Origin of the sequence: Bacillus sp. FSL P2-0069 (genome assembly GCF_038593315.1) — a bacterium.
GTDB classification, from domain to species: domain Bacteria; phylum Bacillota; class Bacilli; order Bacillales; family Bacillaceae; genus Bacillus; species Bacillus safensis.
In genome coordinates, this window is sequence record NZ_CP151984.1 from 831742 (window position 1) to 849316 (window position 17575).

Consider the following 17575-nt stretch of genomic DNA (forward strand, 5'->3'; position numbering starts at 1 on the left):
CTATATAAGTGGTATGAAAGAAGAAAAAGGAAAGCAGAGGGGGATAAAATGAACCATTAGACCCGTTTCACGAAGTTTACTTTTTTTAACTTTTGTCCACTTAATGCTAGTAGAGGGAACAAAGGGGAGGATGCACATGGATTATCGGCTGTTATTGAAAGCAAAATGGAAGGAAATCATTGATCACCCGCTCATTCAGCAGTTTTTAAGCAACCCGAAAAACGAGCAGCTGCTCCGGCAAGTCATGGAAGAGCCAAACGAGGAAAATGCCAAAAAACTAGATTCCGAGTTCAAACAGTTCTATCAGAAAATCCGCATCATCAAGTATATCTCCACAATGATACGCATCTTTTCAGTCGACTTTGATAAACGAGTGAAAAAGAAGCAGCAGCGTTTTCCGCTCATACTCGATCATCCTGATACACAAGAAGTGAAAGACCCTGTTCAAACAGATACGTATGAAGCCGTGCTCTTCAACCAGCAAGACCTAGGGGAGCATCTGCAAGACCAAACATTGTACAAGGCCTACCAGCAGCTCACAGACAAACAAAAAATGGTCTTAACACAAATTTATGTCGAAGGACAAACAATGAAGGAAATAGCCGATCAGTTAGGCGAAACAAGACAAAACATCTCAAACATTCACAAAAAAGCGCTCAACAAACTAAAAGAAGAAACAGGGGGAGATGTCCGTGCACGAAGACAAAATGACCAATGGAGAAATGGAAGAACTCATTGAAACCTTCACACCCATGATCAAAAAGAAACTACAAAACACGGCATATCAAGAAAGAGAAGACCTCGAACAAGAACTCTATATCAAACTCATCGAAAAAGTAGACTGGCTAATTTACCAAGAGGGACCTGGCTTTTGGGAGTTTATTGTGGAATATATGACGAAGTTGTAAGAGTGAAGCACAAAAAAAGACTCGCTCACACAGAGCCGAGTCTTAATTTTTTTTGTAGTTTTTCTTCACTGAAAATCCAGCCGGTATAGGAATTTTTGATTTGGTGGTCCATGTCGATATGGCAGATCGCGACAAAAGGATAATGACCTTTGCTGCGGTAGCGCAAATCAATGAACCGCACCTCGTAATGATCCTTGTATTTATCCACTTCCCACCGGTAGACAGGGGAGAAGGAGAGAAAGGCTGAAATGTTTTCATCTTGTTTGGCAATTTTCATAATTTCAGTATCAGGGACCGGCACCCGGTTAAAGGTGTCTAAAATGACAACCTCTCCATTCATACTGCGCCCAACATGGAAAGAGGATTTACATTTCACGGCAATGCGCCATTGTCTGAACTTCATTGTAGGCGAAATGATAATCTCTTCAATTTCATCGAATCGTGCACGCAGCTGACGTTTAATCTGAAGCTGCATGATGACCCTGACGATATAGTAACAGAAAATCACCGCGTACAGCGTGATGAACGTATAGCCGGGATGTCCGCCAATCGCCCAAACGACAATGGCGACAAGGTGTGTAAAAAAGATAAACGGATCAAACGTATTAATGATCCCAAGTGCTACCCATTTCTTCGAAAATGGGCGAATAGCCTGTGTGCCGTATGCATTGAAAATATCGACAAACACATGAAGCACAACGGCTAATAGTGTCCATAGCCAAAGGTGAAGTAAATTCGCCCCCGGCACAAATGGGAAAATCACAGCCGGAATCAGCAATGACCAGAACAGTACAGCCGGAATGGAATGTGTAAATCCTCGGTGATTTCTTATATAAACCGCATTATTTTTTAGTTTTAGCACAGTATCAATGTCTGGTGCTTGGGAGCCGGCGATGGTCGCGATCATCACGGCGTGTGCCATGTGTGGATCTGCGCTGACGGCTGGATCTAAAAGTGCAAGTCCCCCAAGAGAAATGCCCATTACTACATGAGTACCAGTGTCCAATTGATTACCTCCTAGTTGTCATGCTTAGGAACAATCATACAAAGTATACGTCTCCAATCAAGACTATGTGCAAAATCACTTTTGCTTTATCCCGATTTAATGTAACATGTTAACGTATCTACAAACAGTATACAACAAATAAGGTTCTATTCAGAACGTTAGCCCTCGGTCCAATGAGAAGGAGTATAGATATGAAAGACATTCAAGAAAAGCTGGACCGCAAAGATATTGCGGGCTTTCAGCATGATTTAATTGATTGGTATGAAAAAGAACAACGAACACTGCCATGGCGAGAAAATCAAGATCCATACCGCGTCTGGGTATCAGAAGTGATGCTCCAGCAAACGAGAGTCGATACGGTCATTCCATACTTCAACCGATTTATGGAGCAATTCCCGACGGTGAAGGATCTCGCTTTAGCTGATGAAGAAAAGGTCATGAAAGCATGGGAAGGTCTTGGCTACTACTCAAGAGTGCGTAATTTACAGGCAGCTGTGAAAGAAGTATATGAATCCTACGGTGGCATTGTCCCTGATACGAAAGAGCAATTTTCAAAGCTCAAAGGTGTAGGCCCATATACGAGCGGCGCAGTGCTTAGTATCGCCTATAACAAGCCGTATCCTGCGGTAGACGGCAACGTGATGAGGGTCATTTCTCGTATTTTGTCCATATGGGATGATATTGCAAAACCAAAAACGAGAAATATCTTCGAATTTGCGGTCGATCAGCTCATTTCCCGGGAAAAGCCGTCAGAATTTAATCAAGGGCTGATGGAGCTTGGTGCGCTCATTTGTACCCCAACATCCCCTGCCTGCCTCATTTGCCCTGTGAACATGCATTGCTCGGCACTTGAGGAAGGCGTTCAGCATGAGCTCCCAGTGAAAAGCAAAAAGAAAAAGCCGACTGCAAAATCAATGGCAGCAGCGGTGTTATTTGATGATGCAGGTAACCTATATATTCATAAGCGGCCAAGTACAGGCCTCCTTGCGAATTTATGGGAATTCCCTAACATGGAAACCATGAAGGGAAGAAAAACGGAAAAAGATCAGCTGATTGATTTCTTAAAAGAGGAGGCGGGTGTACACGCGGAGCTTGGTGACTTAGAAGGCACCATTCAGCATGTATTTACCCACCTCATCTGGAATATTTCTGTTTTCTTTGGACGAGTTACCTCTGTATCTGATGACACGAAGCTGAAAAAAGTCACAACAGAAGAATTTGAGGCATATGCTCTGCCAGTCTCACACCAAAAAATTTGGAAGCTGGCAATTGAGCAGTCTAGTCATATTTAACCGTTGTACCGTGGGTATAATCAGCTTCATTTCGGTGCAGACCCCCGCGGTCTTCGATTTCAGAAATGATTTCTCGATACTTAGATTGCCCTTCTTCATTCAAATAAGGTAAAATTTGTTGGAAAGCATGATGAAAGTAAGCAAGCTCAGTATCTTTCCATTGATCCTTGGACATCATGCCAAGCTGGCTTAAATCGCGTCCGACATACATGAATGTAACCTCCTAATAGGAACTTTCCTATTAGTGTGAAGCGAATGAACGAAAACTATTCAAATCAGGAGATGAACTATAATGAGTCAACGTAAATGTGCATTAATTACAGGAAGCAGCAGAGGAGTAGGGAAAGAAGTAGCCCTTCGCCTCGCTGAAAAAGGATATGACATTGTCATTAACTATGCAAGAAGCAAAAAAGCAGCACTTGAAACAGCTGAAGAAATTGAAGCGATGGGCGTTAAAACATTGGTTGTCAAAGCCAATGTAGGCCAGCCTGAGAAAATCAAAGACATGTTCCAGCAAATTGATGAAACGTTTGGCCGTTTAGACGTATTTGTGAACAATGCGGCATCTGGCGTTCAGCGCCCAATCATGGACCTTGAAGAAAATCATTGGGACTGGACAATGAATATCAATGCGAAAGCCTTGTTATTCTGCGGACAAGAAGCAGCGAAACTAATGGAGAAAAACGGCGGCGGACATATCGTCAGCATTAGCTCACTAGGCTCTATTCGCTATCTTGAAAATTACACAGTAGTCGGCGTATCAAAAGCAGCACTAGAAGCTTTGACACGTTACCTTTCTGTTGAGCTGTCACAAAAAAATATCGTTGTCAATGCTGTATCAGGCGGCGCAATCGATACCGATGCACTTAAGCACTTCCCGAACCGTGAAGAGCTTTTAGAAGATGCGAAGAAAAACACACCTGCCGGCCGAATGGTGGAAATTAAAGACATGGTCGACAGCGTGGAATTCCTTGTATCAGGCAAAGCAGACATGATTAGAGGCCAGACGATTATTGTGGATGGCGGACGTTCTTTGCTTGTTTAAAAAAATCATGAATAGGATCTGCACCTTCTGCACAAATTAATGTGCGTGGAGGTGATAATGATGGATCAACAACAAAACAAAACAAACGCGCAACAAGTGAAGAAACAAAACCAAGCTTCTGCACAAGGCGGTCAATTTGGTACTGAATTTGCTAGTGAGACTGACGTACAGCAAGTAAAAAAATACAACCAAAAAGCTGAGCAAAACAAACAACAAAACAGCTAATCACTGAAACAAAGGAAAGCACTTCATATACGAATGAAGTGCTTTTCTTTTTTGCCTCTCATCACCATCCGACAAAACCTGTAAAACCTCTACATAAACAGTCAAAGGATTTCTTCCTTCTTTCAAGAAATGGTATACAGACAAAAAGTGGATTCGATGAAAAGGGAGGAGTTAGATGTCTGATTTCGATCAGCTTGTAAAAGAACAAATGCAGCTCATGGATCAGCTGCTCGATGTGCAGGGAGAACTCGATCTATGCTTAGAAACAGAAAAACAATTGCAGCAGGATGAAAAAAAAGAAGAGTGGCATAGGCTTTGTGATCAGATCAAACAGAAACGTGAGGAACTGCAAAAAGTGCAAACCTTATTTACAAAACAAACAGAAGAGGTCATCAATTCATATAAACAGATGGAAAAGAGTTCTAGCGTGATGTAAGTCAGTGTGCCGTTCAATTGGGTTGAATGGCTTTTTCATTTCATTTTTTAATGATGTAACGGTATAATATAATAGAGACATGTTTAGTTGGGAAATTAGGTCTTTGGACTGTTAGGTTTGTTTGTTATAGAAAGTAGGGGAGAAAATATGGGCTATCCCAAGGAAGGAGAAACCATCCAAATTCAAAGCTATAAACATAATGGCTTGATCCACAGGATTTGGAATGAAACCACCATTCTGAAAGCAACGGAATTGTGTATCATTGGTGCAAACGACCGTACAATGGTGACTGAATCCGACGGCCGTACTTGGATGACGAGAGAACCGGCTATTTGCTATTTCCATGCAAAACAATGGTTTAATGTAATTGGGATGCTTAGAGATGATGGGGTATATTATTACTGCAACATCAGCTCTCCTTTTGCGACAGATGATGAGGCAATTAAGTATATTGATTACGATTTAGACGTCAAAGTCTTTCCAGACATGACGTACAATATTTTGGATGAGGACGAATATGCAGATCATAAGAGGCAGATGAATTATCCAAAAGAAATCGATAGTATCTTAAGAGAGCATCTGAATACATTACTGCATTGGATTCACCAGCGGAAAGGTCCGTTTGCGCCTGAATTTGTGGATATGTGGTATGAACGTTTTTTACATTATACAAAATAAGCAAGAGCATCAAAAAACCTGTTTGGCTTTTTAGGCTAACAGGTTTTTGACTGCGTACGGATAAGAGGCACTGATAGATTGGGAAGGAGATTTACATGGGGGTCATTAAACGCTACATGGCTTTTGTAACACCGTATAAAAAACAGATTGCATTGACAATGGTCATCGGAATGATTAAGTTTTCGATTCCCTTAACCTTGCCTCTGCTTTTAAAGTATGTCATTGATGATGTCATTCAAGGCTCGGGGTCAGCTGAAGAAAAGACATCAACTCTACTGATCATAATGGGAATCATGCTCGTATTATTTTTAGTGTTGAGGCCGCCTGTTGAATACTATAGACAATACTACGCTCAGTGGACAGGCAGTAAGGTATTATTTGATATTCGGGAAAAATTGTTCTCACATATTCAAAAGCTAAGTCTTCGTTACTATGCCAACACGAGAACAGGAGAAATTATTTCAAGAGTGATCAACGATGTGGAGCAGACAAAGGAATTTGTCATCACAGGGCTCATGAACATTTGGCTGGATATGATGACTGTACTGATCGTGATCGCCATTATGTGTACACTTGATCTGAAGCTCACCATCGTGTCTGTCATTATTTTTCCGCTATACGCGTTTGCAGTAAAGTATTTTTACGGACGGCTTCGTAAGCTGACAAAAGAGCGGTCACAGGCGCTGGCTGAAGTGCAAGGGCACCTGCATGAGCGGGTACAAGGAATGCCGGTCATTCGCAGCTTTGCGATTGAAGAATATGAACAAGAGAATTTTCATGATGAAAACAAAAATTTCTTAAACAAAGCAATCAACCATACGAATTGGAACGCCAAAACATTTGCCGTCGTCAATACCATCACTGACATTGCACCGCTGTTAATCATTGCATTTGCTGGCTACACAGTAATTAACGGATCGCTGTCGATTGGGACCATGATCGCCTTTGTCGGCTATATTGACCGGATGTACAATCCGATTCGCCGTCTCATTAACTCATCCACGACGTTAACCCAGTCCGTTGCATCAATGGATCGGATCTTTGAGTTTATTGATGAGCCATATGAGGTCACAGACCGGCCGAATGCAAAAGAAGCCAATCATTTAAAAGGAGAGGTAGAGTTTAAAAATGTGTCGTTTCGTTATGAACACACGCAGGAAGAGATTCTGCACAATATCTCCTTGAAAGTAGAAAAAGGACAAACGGTTGCGCTTGTAGGAATGAGCGGTGGAGGGAAGTCGACACTCGTCAGCTTAATTCCAAGGTTTTATGATGTCACAAACGGGTCACTTGAAATTGACGGCATAGATATCAAAGAGTACAAAGCAAGAAGTCTCCGAAATCAAGTCGGAATGGTGCTGCAGGATACATTCCTATTCAGTGGCACGATTAAAGAAAATATTGCGGTTGGAGACCCTGAAGCACCTTTTGAAAATATCGTGTCGGCTGCAAAAGCGGCAAATGCGCATGATTTTATTATGTCTCTTCCTGAAGGATATGACACGAAAGTAGGAGAACGGGGCGTGAAGCTGTCAGGCGGACAAAAACAGCGGATTTCCATTGCAAGGGTATTTCTTAAAAATCCACCGCTTTTGATTTTAGACGAAGCGACGTCCGCACTTGATTTAGAAAGTGAGCATTACATTCAAGAAGCGATGCAAAAGCTGGCGAAGGATCGCACAACCTTTATTGTCGCACACAGATTATCAACCATTACACATGCTGACCAAATTGTGGTCATGGAACAAGGCGAAATTGTGGAAAAAGGAACACACGAAGAATTAATGAACCAAGACAGCCACTATCGTCATTTATTTACCATTCAAACTTTAAATTAGTAGAAGCCTATCCGATTCTAGCGGATAGGCTTTTTTATGCTTGTCAAAAACATGACATATTTCCCAGCTTGTCTCAATACAATTTTAAAAAGTATGACGGGGTGGTGAATATGTGAAAGAACAAGACGTGCTGCTAGATGTCAAACAGCTGTCCATTGCGTTTCAGCAGAAAAAGCAAAAAGTGCCCATCGTCCATCACATATCTTTCTCGATTCAAAAAGGGGAAACGTTAGGGATTGTGGGCGAATCTGGCTGCGGGAAAAGTATCACAAGCATGTCATTAATGGGTCTGAATCAGCAAACTGATACAACGGGCGAGGTTCACTTCGAAGGGCAAAATCTGCTGTCACTTTCAGAGAAGCAGTGGCGAGAGATAAGAGGAAATGACATTTCAATGATTTTCCAAGAGCCTATGACCTCTCTGAACCCATTAATGACCATCGGCAAACAAATGACGGAAGCCCTTTTCACACATCAATCAATCGGTCAAAAAGAAGCAAGAGCGAAGGCGATTGATCTTCTTCAAACAGTTGGGTTGAAGCAAGCGGAATCGTTACTTAAAAAATATCCACACGAATTATCAGGCGGCATGCGCCAGCGAGTCATGATTGCAATGGCAATGCTTTGTCACCCAAAGCTTATGATCGCTGATGAACCGACAACTGCACTTGATGTGACCATTCAAGCGCAAATCCTTCGTCTGCTCAAAAAGCTGAACGAAGAGATGGACACTGCTATTTTATTTATTACCCATGATCTAGGCGTCGTGCGGCAAATATGCCAGCGAGTCATGATTATGTATGCTGGTCGAATTGTAGAAGAAGGAACCGTTGACCGTATTTTTCAAAAACCTCTGCATCCCTACACGAAAGGTCTTTTCGCCTCAGTCCCGTCGTTTAAAGAGAAAAAAGAAAAACTCATCTCTATTGCAGGTCATGTGCCTAAGCCAGGGGCCATCCGGTCCGGCTGTCAATTTGCACCACGCTGCCCATACCAAATGCCGCAATGTCTTGAAAAAGATCCAGCCTTACAATCCATTGAACAGAATCACCGCGTGGCATGTTTTCTAATGGAAGGAGGAGAAGACACTGACTCACCCACTCTTGCAAGTGAATCAGCTGACAAAACGGTATGACACAGCCGCTTTTTTTTCTAAACATAAACAATCGACTTTGGCTTTAAATCAAGTGTCCTTTCACGTGAAGGAAGGAGAAACGCTTGGCATTGTTGGTGAATCAGGCTGCGGGAAATCAACACTTGGCAAAAGCCTAATGAGATTGACTGAACCGACGTCAGGCTCTATTCAATTAAAAGGGCAGGAGATCACCCTTCTAAAAGAACGAGACATGCGTTCCTTAAGAAAAGACATTCAAATGATCTTTCAAGATCCATATGCTTCTTTAAATCCAAGAATGAAAATCAAAGATATTTTAGAGGAACCGCTGATTGTCCATCAGCATGGGACGAAAGCAGAAAGACGGAAACGGGTAAAAGAGATGCTGCACATTGTTGGATTTGATCCTTCCTACGGAGAACGTTATGCGCATCAATTCAGCGGCGGGCAAAGGCAGCGTATCGGTATTGCTAGAGCACTTATTACGCACCCAAGTCTTGTCATTGCCGATGAACCAGTTTCGGCTTTGGATGTATCCGTTCAAGCGCAAATTTTGAATTTGATGCTTGAATTGCAAAAGACGTTTTCTCTGACGTATCTGTTTATTTCTCACGACCTTGGGGTTGTCAGATATATGAGCGACCGGATCGCCGTCATGTATGCTGGGCGCATTGTCGAGATGGGGCCTGCCGAAGATGTGTTTCACAGCCCGCTTCATCCTTATACGTCGCTGCTTCTGAAATCCATTCCACATATGGATCACGTACTAGAGGCGCAAGATGTGGCAGCAGAAGAGACCCCAATGACGGAACGCGGCAGCTGTCCTTTCTACAAAAGGTGTCCAAAAAGATGGGAGAAATGCCTGAAAGCAGTTCCTGCTTTGTATGAGGAGGCACCGGGGCACGCAGCCGCGTGTTATTTATATCAAAAGGAGGAACACAATGAAGAAGACATGGTTATTCAGTAGTTTCATTTTTGTGCTGGCACTGGCGCTCTTTTTAGGGGGATGCTCATCTTCACCGACATCAGAAGAAAAGGCAACAAAAGATACCCTCGTATTTGGCAGAGGAGGAGATTCCACTTCACTAGATCCAATCACCACAACAGAAGGCGAAACCTTCAAGGTCACAGAGAATATATTTGAAAAGCTCTTGAATTACGGTGAGAAAGACACGACCATCCATCCTGGCCTCGCAACAGAATGGGATGTTGCAAAGGACGGAAAGTCATACACGTTCTACTTAAGAAAAGGTGTGAAATTCCACGATGGCACAGACTTTAACGCAGAAGCAGTGAAATTCAATTTTGAGCGCTGGATGAATGGAGACGCAGAAAAGTTTCCTTACTATGGTATGTTTGGCGGCTATAAAAAAGATAAAGGGCATGTCATTAAAGACATCATCGTCAAAGGCGAGCATGAAATTGAATTTCAGCTAAAGCGCCCGCAGGCGACATTCCTCAAAAACATTGCTATGTCACCATTTGGCATCGCAAGTCCAGCGGCTGTTGAAAAAAGCGGCGATTCATTTAGAGAAAATCCAGTGGGGACAGGACCATTCAAGTTTAAAGAGTGGAAGCAAAACGACCGTATCGTGTTAGAAAAAAACGAGGATTATTGGCAGAAGGATAAGCCAAAGCTGAATCAAATCATCTTCCGCTCCATTCCAGAAAACTCTGCTCGTTTAAATGCCCTTAAAACAGGCGAGATCGACTTAATGGATGGCGTGAATCCGTCAGATTTAGATGGCATTAAAACCGACAAAGCACTCCAGCTCATTGAAAGACCATCGATGAACGTAGGCTATATCGGACTGACTGTCACAAGAAAGCCGCTTGATAACAAGCTCGTTCGTCAGGCACTCAATTATGCGGTCGATAAAGAATCGATTATTGAGTCATTTTATGGCGGACTTGCTGAGCCAGCAAAAAATCCATTGCCGCCAGCTTTAGAAGGCTACAATGACGACATTGAGCCATATCCGTATGATCCAGAAAAAGCGAAAGAACTATTAAAACAAGCGGGCTTCCCTGACGGCTTTCGCATCAAGCTTTGGGCAATGCCTGTACCGCGTCCATACATGCCAGATGGAATGAAGGTAGCAGAAGTCATTCAGTCAAATTTTGAAAAGGTCGGCGTCAAAGCAGAAATTGTGACATATGACTGGGCAACCTACTTAGATAAAGCAAGTAAAGGGGAAGCAGATGTGTTCTTATTAGGCTGGACAGGGGACAATGGCGATCCTGATAATTTCATCTACACTCTGCTGGACAAAGACAGCATTGGCGGTAACAACTATACATTCTTCGAAAATGATAAAATGCATGACATTTTAATTGAAGCGCAAACAGACACAGATCAAAAGAAACGAAATGAGCTGTATAAAAAAGCGCAGGAAATCATTCATGACGAAGCGCCTTGGATTCCATTGGTGCATTCGATTCCAATGCTTGCCGCTTCTAATGATTTAAAAGGCTATCAGCCGCATCCAACTGGTTCAGAAGCTTTAACTGACGTGTATTTCGAATAAGCAAATCAGGGAGATCTTGTATCTCCCTGATTCAAACAAAGAAAAAGGCGGTGAAAGCTGTTTGTTTGCTTATTGTATGAAGCGGGCAGGAATGCTCATCCCAGTACTCATCGGAATGACATTGGTCGTGTTTTCAATTATTCGTTTTATACCTGGAAATCCAGCGCAGGTCATCTTAGGACAGCGGGCAACGAAAGAGGCAGTAGAACAATTAACGATCCAGCTCGGTTTAGATCAGCCATGGTACGTTCAATACGGTCATTATATGCTTGGCCTTTTAAAAGGGGATTTAGGAACTTCCATTCGAACAGGAGCGGCTATTGCCCAGGAAATGAAGCCCTACTTATTTGCGACGTTAGAATTGACCTTTTTTGCCATGGTGCTGGCGATTGTGGTGGGAGTGAATGCCGGAATCATTAGTGCTTGGTTTAAGCATTCTTTCTTTGATTATGCCGCGATGTTTATTGCACTCATCGGAGTGTCCATGCCGATTTTCTGGTTAGGCTTAATGGGGCAGTGGCTGTTCTCGATCGAATTAGGTATTTTGCCGACAACAGGCCGAGAAGATGTAAGGAATCCAGTCGAGTCGATCACGTATATTCATACACTGGACACGCTTTTGCAAGGCCGGTTTGATCAATTCGCTGACAGCATCAAGCATTTGATCTTACCAAGTACAGCACTCGCAACAATTCCTGCTGCGATTATTGCGAGAATTACAAGGGCAAGTATGCTGGAAGTGCTTCATTCCGACTTTATTCGAACAGCAAAAGCAAAAGGAGTACGTTCATTTTTTATCATTTATCAGCATGGCCTGAAAAATGCGCTCATTCCGGTCTTGACGATTATTGGTCTTCAGACGGGCCTCTTGCTTGGTGGAGCGATTTTAACAGAAACCATTTTTGCTTGGCCGGGAATCGGACGGTATATATATGACGCCATCAGTTATCGCGATTACCCAGTCATTCAAACAGGTATTCTTGTCGTTGCGCTTATATTTGTCCTGATCAATTTCGTTGTGGACATCTTGTATGCGGTCATTGATCCAAGGATTAAATATTAGGGAGGGAGAGTGACAATATGGAAGCACAAAAAGAGCTTGAACCACCTCAGCCAAAAGATGAACGCTCTCAATCATTGATTCTTGAATCAATGAAGCAGTTCTTTCAGCATAAGCTGGCGGTCATTGGCAGTGTGATTGTCTTTTTATTTCTGATCCTAGCAATCTTTGCACCGCTCATTGCTCCTTATGGAATCAATGAACAATCACTCGGTGAGCGATTTAGTGCCCCTTCAGCTGCACACTGGTTTGGTACGGATGATTTCGGCAGAGATATATTTTCAAGAGTTGTGCATGGAGCACGGATTTCCTTATGGGTCGGCTTCTTCTCGGTCCTCGGGTCTGTCATTTTAGGCACACTGCTTGGATTGATAGCAGGCTATGGCGGAAGAGTGCTAGATGCTGTGATCTCTAGATTGTTTGATATTTTACTTGCTTTTCCTAGCATTCTATTAGCGATTGCTATTGTCTCCATTCTAGGCCCCTCCTTACAAAATGCCCTTATTGCCATTGCGATTATTAATGTCCCAACCTTTGGACGGCTCGTTCGTTCAAAAGTGCTGAGTATTAAACAAGAAGAATACGTGCTGGCAGCAAAGGCGGTGGGGATGTCACACCGCCGCATCGTACTGCGTCACATTCTGCCAAATAGTATGGTGCCAGTCATCGTACAGGCAACGCTAGCAATCGGAACCGCAATTATTGAGGCAGCCGCTTTAGGCTTTTTAGGGTTAGGTGCACAGGCGCCAAGTCCAGAATGGGGGAAAATGCTCGCCGATGCGAGACCTTATCTCGTTCAAGCCCCTTGGACATTATTCTTCCCAGGGATAGCGATCATGCTGACGGTTCTAGGCTTTAACCTGATGGGGGATGGATTAAGAGATACACTAGATCCTAAAATGAAGAAAATAAAATAAGACCGATTCTCAGAATCGGTCTCAGCGCGCAGGCAAACCCTCGCATTCGGTGTCAGTCCTGCGTGCCGGTGCTCACGAATACCAATTCGCTCCGCTCCTCGTTCTTCCTAGACTGCAAAGGTTTTCAGGTCACGCTGAAAAGATGACAAAGAGCTAAAATCAAGATCATTTTAGCTCTTTGTCAACAATTTAAGACCGATTCTAGGAATCGGTCTTTTCTGTTTATGCTTCTTTTTCTTCTGTCTCAATTTCACTATCTTTTGGGTGATACGTCTGGAAGCTTGTAATCAATGTATCTAAATGCTCTAATTCATCACGGTATTCGATGATGCTGGACATGACATTCAGCATATTGTAATCGAGCAAGTCGTTTTCTTGGTTTTGCTGATGCTGAATAAATGATTTCGTTAACGTCTCAAGGCGAAGAGAGCATTCATTTTGAAATTCATCGTCCTGCGGCTTCATTTTTCCGACGAATTTCATCAAGGTGCGCTCATGCCAATACAATAAATAATCAATTTCATCCGTTAAGCTTTCCCTGAAATGCTCTGGCATCAAATGAATTTCATTTTCTAATTTATGAAGCTTTTTCAGCAAATACAGAGCGCGATTCGATGTCATAATGGCCTGCCTGAACAAAACAAGCTTTCTTGATTTGACATACGTGGTTTTCTTTAAATAGCTTCGTTCTTCTTTGTATAGCAAGTAAATATGATCTAATTTGATCATGCGTTCTTTTATTTGATCGATGTCATCCTTTAATGTGGAATGATCAGTAGACTGTCTGGAGCTCAGACGGATCCATTTTAAAATCTCCTCCGTATTTTCCATAATGTGATGAACAAGCTTTGTTTCATATTTTGGCGGCAGGAAGATTAAATTCACTAAAAATGAAGAAAGAACTCCTAACACCACAGTAGCTGTTCGGATTAGGGCAAAGGAAAGGAAATGATCCCCTGCACTTTCTAAAATCGCGATGACGGTTACAAGTGCAATCGGAATCGTGTGTTCAATCTTCAGCTTTAAATTAATGGCGATGACCATGACGGCGGTTAAACCGATAATGACTGGTCCTGTGCCAAAAAGCAGACCGAACGTAATGGCAAGCGCTGCTCCAATAATATTGGCTTGCACTTGATCAACAATGGTTAAAAAAGATCGATAAATAGATGGCTGGATAGCAAATACAGCTGCAATTCCCGCGAAGACGGGCGTTGGCAACCCAAGCCATGTTGCCAGGTAAAGCGCGAGTACAATGGCAATACCAGTTTTTAAAATACGGGCTCCAAGTTTCATTGGTTTTGTCCCTGCATTCCTTTCTTTTCGATAATAGATGATCACTCGTCATTTATCATTCATATTTTGATGAAACAACTAAGTAATATACAGCGGTCTTCCGAAATATTCAAGTGATTTTTGAAAGTTCATGAAAACATCAAAAGAAGGTATTGAGAAGAAATGTAACAGATTCGCACGCTTTTGACAAACAAGAGCTGGTAAATAAAAAAACAGGCGCATGTTTTTACGCCTGTTTGGGACTTCATTATGATTGTTTCAGCTGTGCAAATGCATGATCTACTGCTTGCAGCGTCTCAGAAATATCTTTTTCAGTATGTGCGATCGTTAAGAACCAAGCTTCATATTTAGAAGGAGCGAGGTTAATGCCTTGCGCGAGCATTAATTTGAAGAAACGGGCAAACATTTCGCCATCCGTATTTTCAGCCTGCTCGTAGTTCACAATCGTTTCTGTTGTGAAATAAATTGTGAGCGCTCCTTTTAAGCGATTCACTGTAATATCTACTTGATGCTTTTTGGCATGGGCTAAAATGCCTTCCTCTAACATAGCGCCTAGCTGATCAAGACGCTCGTAAACGCCGTCTTCTTTTAACAATTCCAAGCAGGCAATACCTGAAAGAATGGATGCAGGGTTTCCTGCCATTGTGCCAGCTTGATAGGCTGGTCCAAGCGGGGCAACTTGTTCCATAATTTCTTTTTTACCGCCGTAAGCGCCGATAGGAAGTCCGCCGCCAATAATTTTTCCTAATGCAGTGAGGTCAGGTTTTACTTGAAGCAAATCCTGTGCACCGCCATACATAAAGCGGAAAGCGGTAATGACTTCATCATAAATCACCAGTGCGCCTTTTTCATGTGTGAGGTCATTGACCTGCTGCAGGAAACCGTCCTTAGGTTCTACGATGCCAAAGTTCCCGACAATTGGTTCGACAAGGACAGCTGCTATTTCATCTCCCCAGCGATCTAATGCTTCTTTATAGCTGTCAATATCATTAAATGGAACGGTAATGACTTCATTGGCGATACTCTTTGGTACGCCCGCGGAATCGGGTGTTCCTAAAGTGGAAGGACCAGAGCCTGCAGCCACTAGCACAAGATCAGAGTGGCCGTGATAGCATCCGGCAAACTTAATGATTTTTGTTCTGCCTGTATATGCGCGAGCCACTCGAATTGTTGTCATCACCGCTTCTGTACCTGAATTGACAAAACGAACTTTGTCTAAAGCAGGCATGGCTTCCTTCAGCATTTTAGCAAAAGTGACTTCATGCTTCGTTGGTGTTCCGTAAAGGACACCTGTTTCAGCCGCTTTCGTGATGGCTTTTGTAATATGCGGGTGGGCGTGTCCTGTAATAATTGGACCGTATGCTGCCAGATAATCGATATAGCGGTTTCCGTCAACATCCCAAAAATAAGCGCCTTCTCCTCTTTCCATCGCAACGGGTGAACCGCCGCCTACTGCCTTATATGAACGAGACGGGCTGTTGACACCCCCAACAATGTGCTCCAGCGCCTCTTGATGTAATTTTTCTGATTCTGTGAATTTCATAAATAGCCTCCTATCTCAACGTATCACGTCGTCTATCATTATTTTAACATGCCGATGCAAGCGTCCTTAGTTGAATATCCTCTCAAAATTGGATAGGCTAATTAAAAAATAGGTTGGAGGGATTGTGTCATGACAATCGAAGTAGGGCAGCAAGTACCTGACATTGAATTAACCGGTGACAATGGGGAGAAAGTAAAGCTTTCTGATTTTAAAGGAAAACATATTGTTCTTTATTTCTATCCAAAAGATATGACACCAGGCTGTACAACAGAAGCATGTGATTTCCGCGACCGCCATCAAAGCTTTGCAGAATTAGATGCTGTCATTATCGGCGTAAGCCCAGACAGTCAGGACAAGCACCAAAAGTTTAAAGAAAAACATGATTTGCCTTTTCTTCTTCTTGTAGACGATGAACAGAAATTGTCTGAAGCCTTTGGGGTATGGAAGCTGAAAAAGAACTTTGGAAAAGAATATATGGGAATCGAGCGTTCAACGTTTCTGATTAATAAAGAAGGCACGCTTGTGAAAGAATGGCGAAAAGTAAAGGTAAAAGACCACGTAGAGGAAGCGCTTGAGGAATTGAAAGCTCACGCTTAATATCCTCACAGGATGAGATCGGCAGTCATGCCGGTCTTTTTTGTAAAGAAGAATAGGTAAAAAAGAGGATTGTAATTGACAAAGTTTCGGCTCTGGGGGTACACTATTTATAAAGATTATAATATAAGAATATTTTTGAAGAGAGGTGCATGATGAAATGGCTGCTCACGAACTAAAAGACGCTTTAGATGCTCTAAAAGAAACCGGTGTTCGAATTACCCCGCAGCGCCATGCCATCTTGGAGTTTCTCGTAAATTCTATGACACACCCAACCGCGGACGATATATATAAAGCACTTGAAGGAAAATTTCCAAATATGAGTGTCGCAACGGTTTACAACAATTTACGAGTCTTCCGGGAATCTGGATTAGTAAAGGAATTAACGTATGGTGATTCCTCAAGCCGATTTGATTTTGCGACATCTGACCACTACCATGCGATTTGTGAAAACTGCGGAAAAATTGTGGACTTTCACTATCCTGGCCTTGATGAAGTTGAACAGCTTGCATCCCATGTGACGGGCTTTAAAGTCAGTCATCATCGCTTGGAGATCTATGGTACTTGTCAAGAATGTGCGAAAAAAGAAAATCATTAATGAAAAAGCTGACCGTTTAAATGGTCAGCTTATTTTTATGACTTTTTTCGATTGTAGGATTCATCAAACTCTTTACCTTCTAATGCTGGATCAAGTGTAAGCGGCTCCCTGCAATGCATGCACATGTCCACCCGCCCAAGCACTTTTGTTTCCTTCTCACACCCTGGACAAACGACACGTACTGCCTTCGTAGAAAGCATACCAATCCAAAAGTAAACGGCTGTACTTAATCCAATCGATAAGACGCCAAGCAGCATAAAGAAAGTCGACAGCCAAATCGATTCCTTGAAGAACACACCGATATACATGATCAGAAAGCCAACAAAAACCAAACTAAGTGCAAATGTTCTGATTTTATTAATCTTACTGGAGTATTTCGCCATCCCTAGTCCCCCTTATCTCCAATATAGCACATTTTACCTTTCCGTTTGAATTAGTTATAGAGTTTTGTGAATAAATTGCTTATAATGATTCAATGATCTTTTTTCATGTATTGA

Annotated in this window: 19 protein-coding genes and 1 pseudogene; 15 read left to right on the plus strand and 5 right to left on the minus strand. The window is 42.5% G+C overall.

Annotated features, from left to right (window positions below):
• Positions 1-136 precede the first annotated feature (136 nt).
• Both NSQ34_RS04120 and rsoA read left to right on the plus strand, forming a co-directional pair.
• A complete protein-coding gene (locus tag NSQ34_RS04120) occupies positions 137-739 on the plus strand; it encodes a sigma-70 family RNA polymerase sigma factor (RefSeq protein ID WP_024425214.1) in 603 nt (200 codons plus the stop codon).
• A complete protein-coding gene (gene rsoA, locus NSQ34_RS04125; protein WP_041116267.1) occupies positions 687-908 on the plus strand; it encodes a sigma-O factor regulator RsoA in 222 nt (73 codons plus the stop codon). The genes NSQ34_RS04120 and rsoA overlap by 53 nt, the downstream gene beginning before the upstream one ends.
• 25 nt (positions 909-933) lie before the next feature.
• Here rsoA and NSQ34_RS04130 read toward each other — a convergent pair whose 3' ends face one another.
• The gene (locus NSQ34_RS04130; RefSeq protein ID WP_034623275.1) at positions 934-1914 is read right to left on the minus strand and encodes a metal-dependent hydrolase; all 981 of its coding nucleotides are present in this window, start codon (positions 1912-1914) and stop codon (positions 934-936) included.
• A 191-nt stretch (positions 1915-2105) separates the two neighbouring features.
• On the opposite strand from NSQ34_RS04130, the gene mutY reads away from it, so the two are divergent.
• On the plus strand, positions 2106-3206 hold the full coding sequence (mutY, locus tag NSQ34_RS04135; RefSeq protein WP_041116269.1) for an A/G-specific adenine glycosylase: 1101 nt from the start codon (positions 2106-2108) through the stop codon (positions 3204-3206).
• Here mutY and NSQ34_RS04140 read toward each other — a convergent pair.
• Positions 3193-3417, minus strand: coding sequence for a hypothetical protein (locus NSQ34_RS04140; protein WP_003217808.1), 225 nt, complete (start codon positions 3415-3417; stop codon positions 3193-3195). The two genes, mutY and NSQ34_RS04140, sit on opposite strands and share 14 nt — an antisense overlap.
• 81 nt (positions 3418-3498) lie before the next feature.
• Here NSQ34_RS04140 and fabL point away from each other — a divergent pair, with 81 nt between their 5' ends.
• The 10 genes and pseudogenes from fabL (at position 3499) to NSQ34_RS04190 (ending at position 13047) form a co-directional block, all read left to right on the plus strand.
• Positions 3499-4251: an enoyl-[acyl-carrier-protein] reductase FabL gene (fabL, locus tag NSQ34_RS04145; protein WP_024425211.1), complete on the plus strand. Its 753-nt coding sequence runs from the start codon at positions 3499-3501 to the stop codon at positions 4249-4251.
• A 75-nt stretch (positions 4252-4326) separates the two neighbouring features.
• Positions 4327-4476, plus strand: a pseudogene (locus NSQ34_RS04150) (gamma-type small acid-soluble spore protein); the annotation flags it as partial.
• A gap of 175 nt (positions 4477-4651) precedes the next feature.
• Positions 4652-4912, plus strand: a complete 261-nt coding sequence (locus NSQ34_RS04155) for a YgaB family protein (protein WP_034284208.1) — start codon at positions 4652-4654, stop codon at positions 4910-4912.
• 147 nt (positions 4913-5059) lie between these two features.
• Positions 5060-5590 (plus strand): DUF402 domain-containing protein, encoded by a 531-nt coding sequence (locus tag NSQ34_RS04160; protein ID WP_024425209.1) that lies wholly within the window; start codon positions 5060-5062, stop codon positions 5588-5590.
• Positions 5591-5685: 95 nt separating this feature from the next.
• Positions 5686-7428, plus strand: a complete 1743-nt coding sequence (locus NSQ34_RS04165) for an ABC transporter ATP-binding protein (RefSeq protein ID WP_120208561.1) — start codon at positions 5686-5688, stop codon at positions 7426-7428.
• Between the two features lie 112 nt (positions 7429-7540).
• Positions 7541-8563 (plus strand): ABC transporter ATP-binding protein, encoded by a 1023-nt coding sequence (locus tag NSQ34_RS04170; protein WP_120208558.1) that lies wholly within the window; start codon positions 7541-7543, stop codon positions 8561-8563.
• Positions 8532-9509 (plus strand): ABC transporter ATP-binding protein, encoded by a 978-nt coding sequence (locus NSQ34_RS04175; RefSeq protein WP_120208556.1) that lies wholly within the window; start codon positions 8532-8534, stop codon positions 9507-9509. Before NSQ34_RS04170 ends, NSQ34_RS04175 begins: the two co-directional genes overlap by 32 nt.
• On the plus strand, positions 9484-11070 hold the full coding sequence (locus tag NSQ34_RS04180) for an ABC transporter substrate-binding protein (RefSeq protein WP_061110602.1): 1587 nt from the start codon (positions 9484-9486) through the stop codon (positions 11068-11070). The genes NSQ34_RS04175 and NSQ34_RS04180 overlap by 26 nt, the downstream gene beginning before the upstream one ends.
• A gap of 61 nt (positions 11071-11131) precedes the next feature.
• Positions 11132-12133: an ABC transporter permease gene (locus tag NSQ34_RS04185; protein ID WP_061110605.1), complete on the plus strand. Its 1002-nt coding sequence runs from the start codon at positions 11132-11134 to the stop codon at positions 12131-12133.
• Between the two features lie 17 nt (positions 12134-12150).
• Positions 12151-13047, plus strand: a complete 897-nt coding sequence (locus NSQ34_RS04190; protein ID WP_025093464.1) for an ABC transporter permease — start codon at positions 12151-12153, stop codon at positions 13045-13047.
• A 222-nt stretch (positions 13048-13269) separates the two neighbouring features.
• On the opposite strand, the gene NSQ34_RS04195 is transcribed toward NSQ34_RS04190, so the two are convergent.
• Entirely contained in the window at positions 13270-14343 is a 1074-nt protein-coding gene (locus NSQ34_RS04195) for an aromatic acid exporter family protein (protein ID WP_034284217.1), read from the minus strand.
• A 247-nt stretch (positions 14344-14590) separates the two neighbouring features.
• Entirely contained in the window at positions 14591-15886 is a 1296-nt protein-coding gene (locus tag NSQ34_RS04200; RefSeq protein ID WP_034284215.1) for a glutamate-1-semialdehyde 2,1-aminomutase, read from the minus strand.
• Between the two features lie 129 nt (positions 15887-16015).
• On the opposite strand from NSQ34_RS04200, the gene bcp reads away from it, so the two are divergent.
• A complete protein-coding gene (bcp, locus tag NSQ34_RS04205) occupies positions 16016-16483 on the plus strand; it encodes a thioredoxin-dependent thiol peroxidase (protein WP_024425791.1) in 468 nt (155 codons plus the stop codon).
• A gap of 157 nt (positions 16484-16640) precedes the next feature.
• Positions 16641-17078, plus strand: coding sequence for a peroxide-responsive transcriptional repressor PerR (gene perR, locus NSQ34_RS04210; protein ID WP_012009347.1), 438 nt, complete (start codon positions 16641-16643; stop codon positions 17076-17078).
• Positions 17079-17113: 35 nt separating this feature from the next.
• On the opposite strand, the gene NSQ34_RS04215 is transcribed toward perR, so the two are convergent.
• Complete coding sequence (locus tag NSQ34_RS04215; protein WP_024425201.1) at positions 17114-17461, minus strand: YgzB family protein; 348 nt, start codon at positions 17459-17461, stop codon at positions 17114-17116.
• Between the last annotated feature and the right edge of the window lie 114 nt (positions 17462-17575).

Bases quoted from the DNA above. Each gene is read 5' to 3' on its own strand.
- NSQ34_RS04140 (WP_003217808.1), bottom strand. From the start codon at position 3,417: ATGTATGTCGGACGCGATTTAAGCCAGCTTGGCATGATGTCCAAGGAT.
- NSQ34_RS04120 (WP_024425214.1), top strand. From the start codon at position 137: ATGGATTATCGGCTGTTATTGAAAGCAAAATGGAAGGAAATCATTGAT.
- NSQ34_RS04155 (WP_034284208.1), top strand. From the start codon at position 4,652: ATGTCTGATTTCGATCAGCTTGTAAAAGAACAAATGCAGCTCATGGAT.
- NSQ34_RS04160 (WP_024425209.1), top strand. From the start codon at position 5,060: ATGGGCTATCCCAAGGAAGGAGAAACCATCCAAATTCAAAGCTATAAA.
- NSQ34_RS04195 (WP_034284217.1), bottom strand. From the start codon at position 14,343: ATGAAACTTGGAGCCCGTATTTTAAAAACTGGTATTGCCATTGTACTC.
- rsoA (WP_041116267.1), top strand. From the start codon at position 687: ATGTCCGTGCACGAAGACAAAATGACCAATGGAGAAATGGAAGAACTC.
- NSQ34_RS04165 (WP_120208561.1), top strand. From the start codon at position 5,686: ATGGGGGTCATTAAACGCTACATGGCTTTTGTAACACCGTATAAAAAA.
- NSQ34_RS04215 (WP_024425201.1), bottom strand. From the start codon at position 17,461: ATGGCGAAATACTCCAGTAAGATTAATAAAATCAGAACATTTGCACTT.
- perR (WP_012009347.1), top strand. From the start codon at position 16,641: ATGGCTGCTCACGAACTAAAAGACGCTTTAGATGCTCTAAAAGAAACC.
- NSQ34_RS04190 (WP_025093464.1), top strand. From the start codon at position 12,151: ATGGAAGCACAAAAAGAGCTTGAACCACCTCAGCCAAAAGATGAACGC.
- bcp (WP_024425791.1), top strand. From the start codon at position 16,016: ATGACAATCGAAGTAGGGCAGCAAGTACCTGACATTGAATTAACCGGT.
- fabL (WP_024425211.1), top strand. From the start codon at position 3,499: ATGAGTCAACGTAAATGTGCATTAATTACAGGAAGCAGCAGAGGAGTA.
- NSQ34_RS04180 (WP_061110602.1), top strand. From the start codon at position 9,484: ATGAAGAAGACATGGTTATTCAGTAGTTTCATTTTTGTGCTGGCACTG.
- NSQ34_RS04200 (WP_034284215.1), bottom strand. From the start codon at position 15,886: ATGAAATTCACAGAATCAGAAAAATTACATCAAGAGGCGCTGGAGCAC.
- mutY (WP_041116269.1), top strand. From the start codon at position 2,106: ATGAAAGACATTCAAGAAAAGCTGGACCGCAAAGATATTGCGGGCTTT.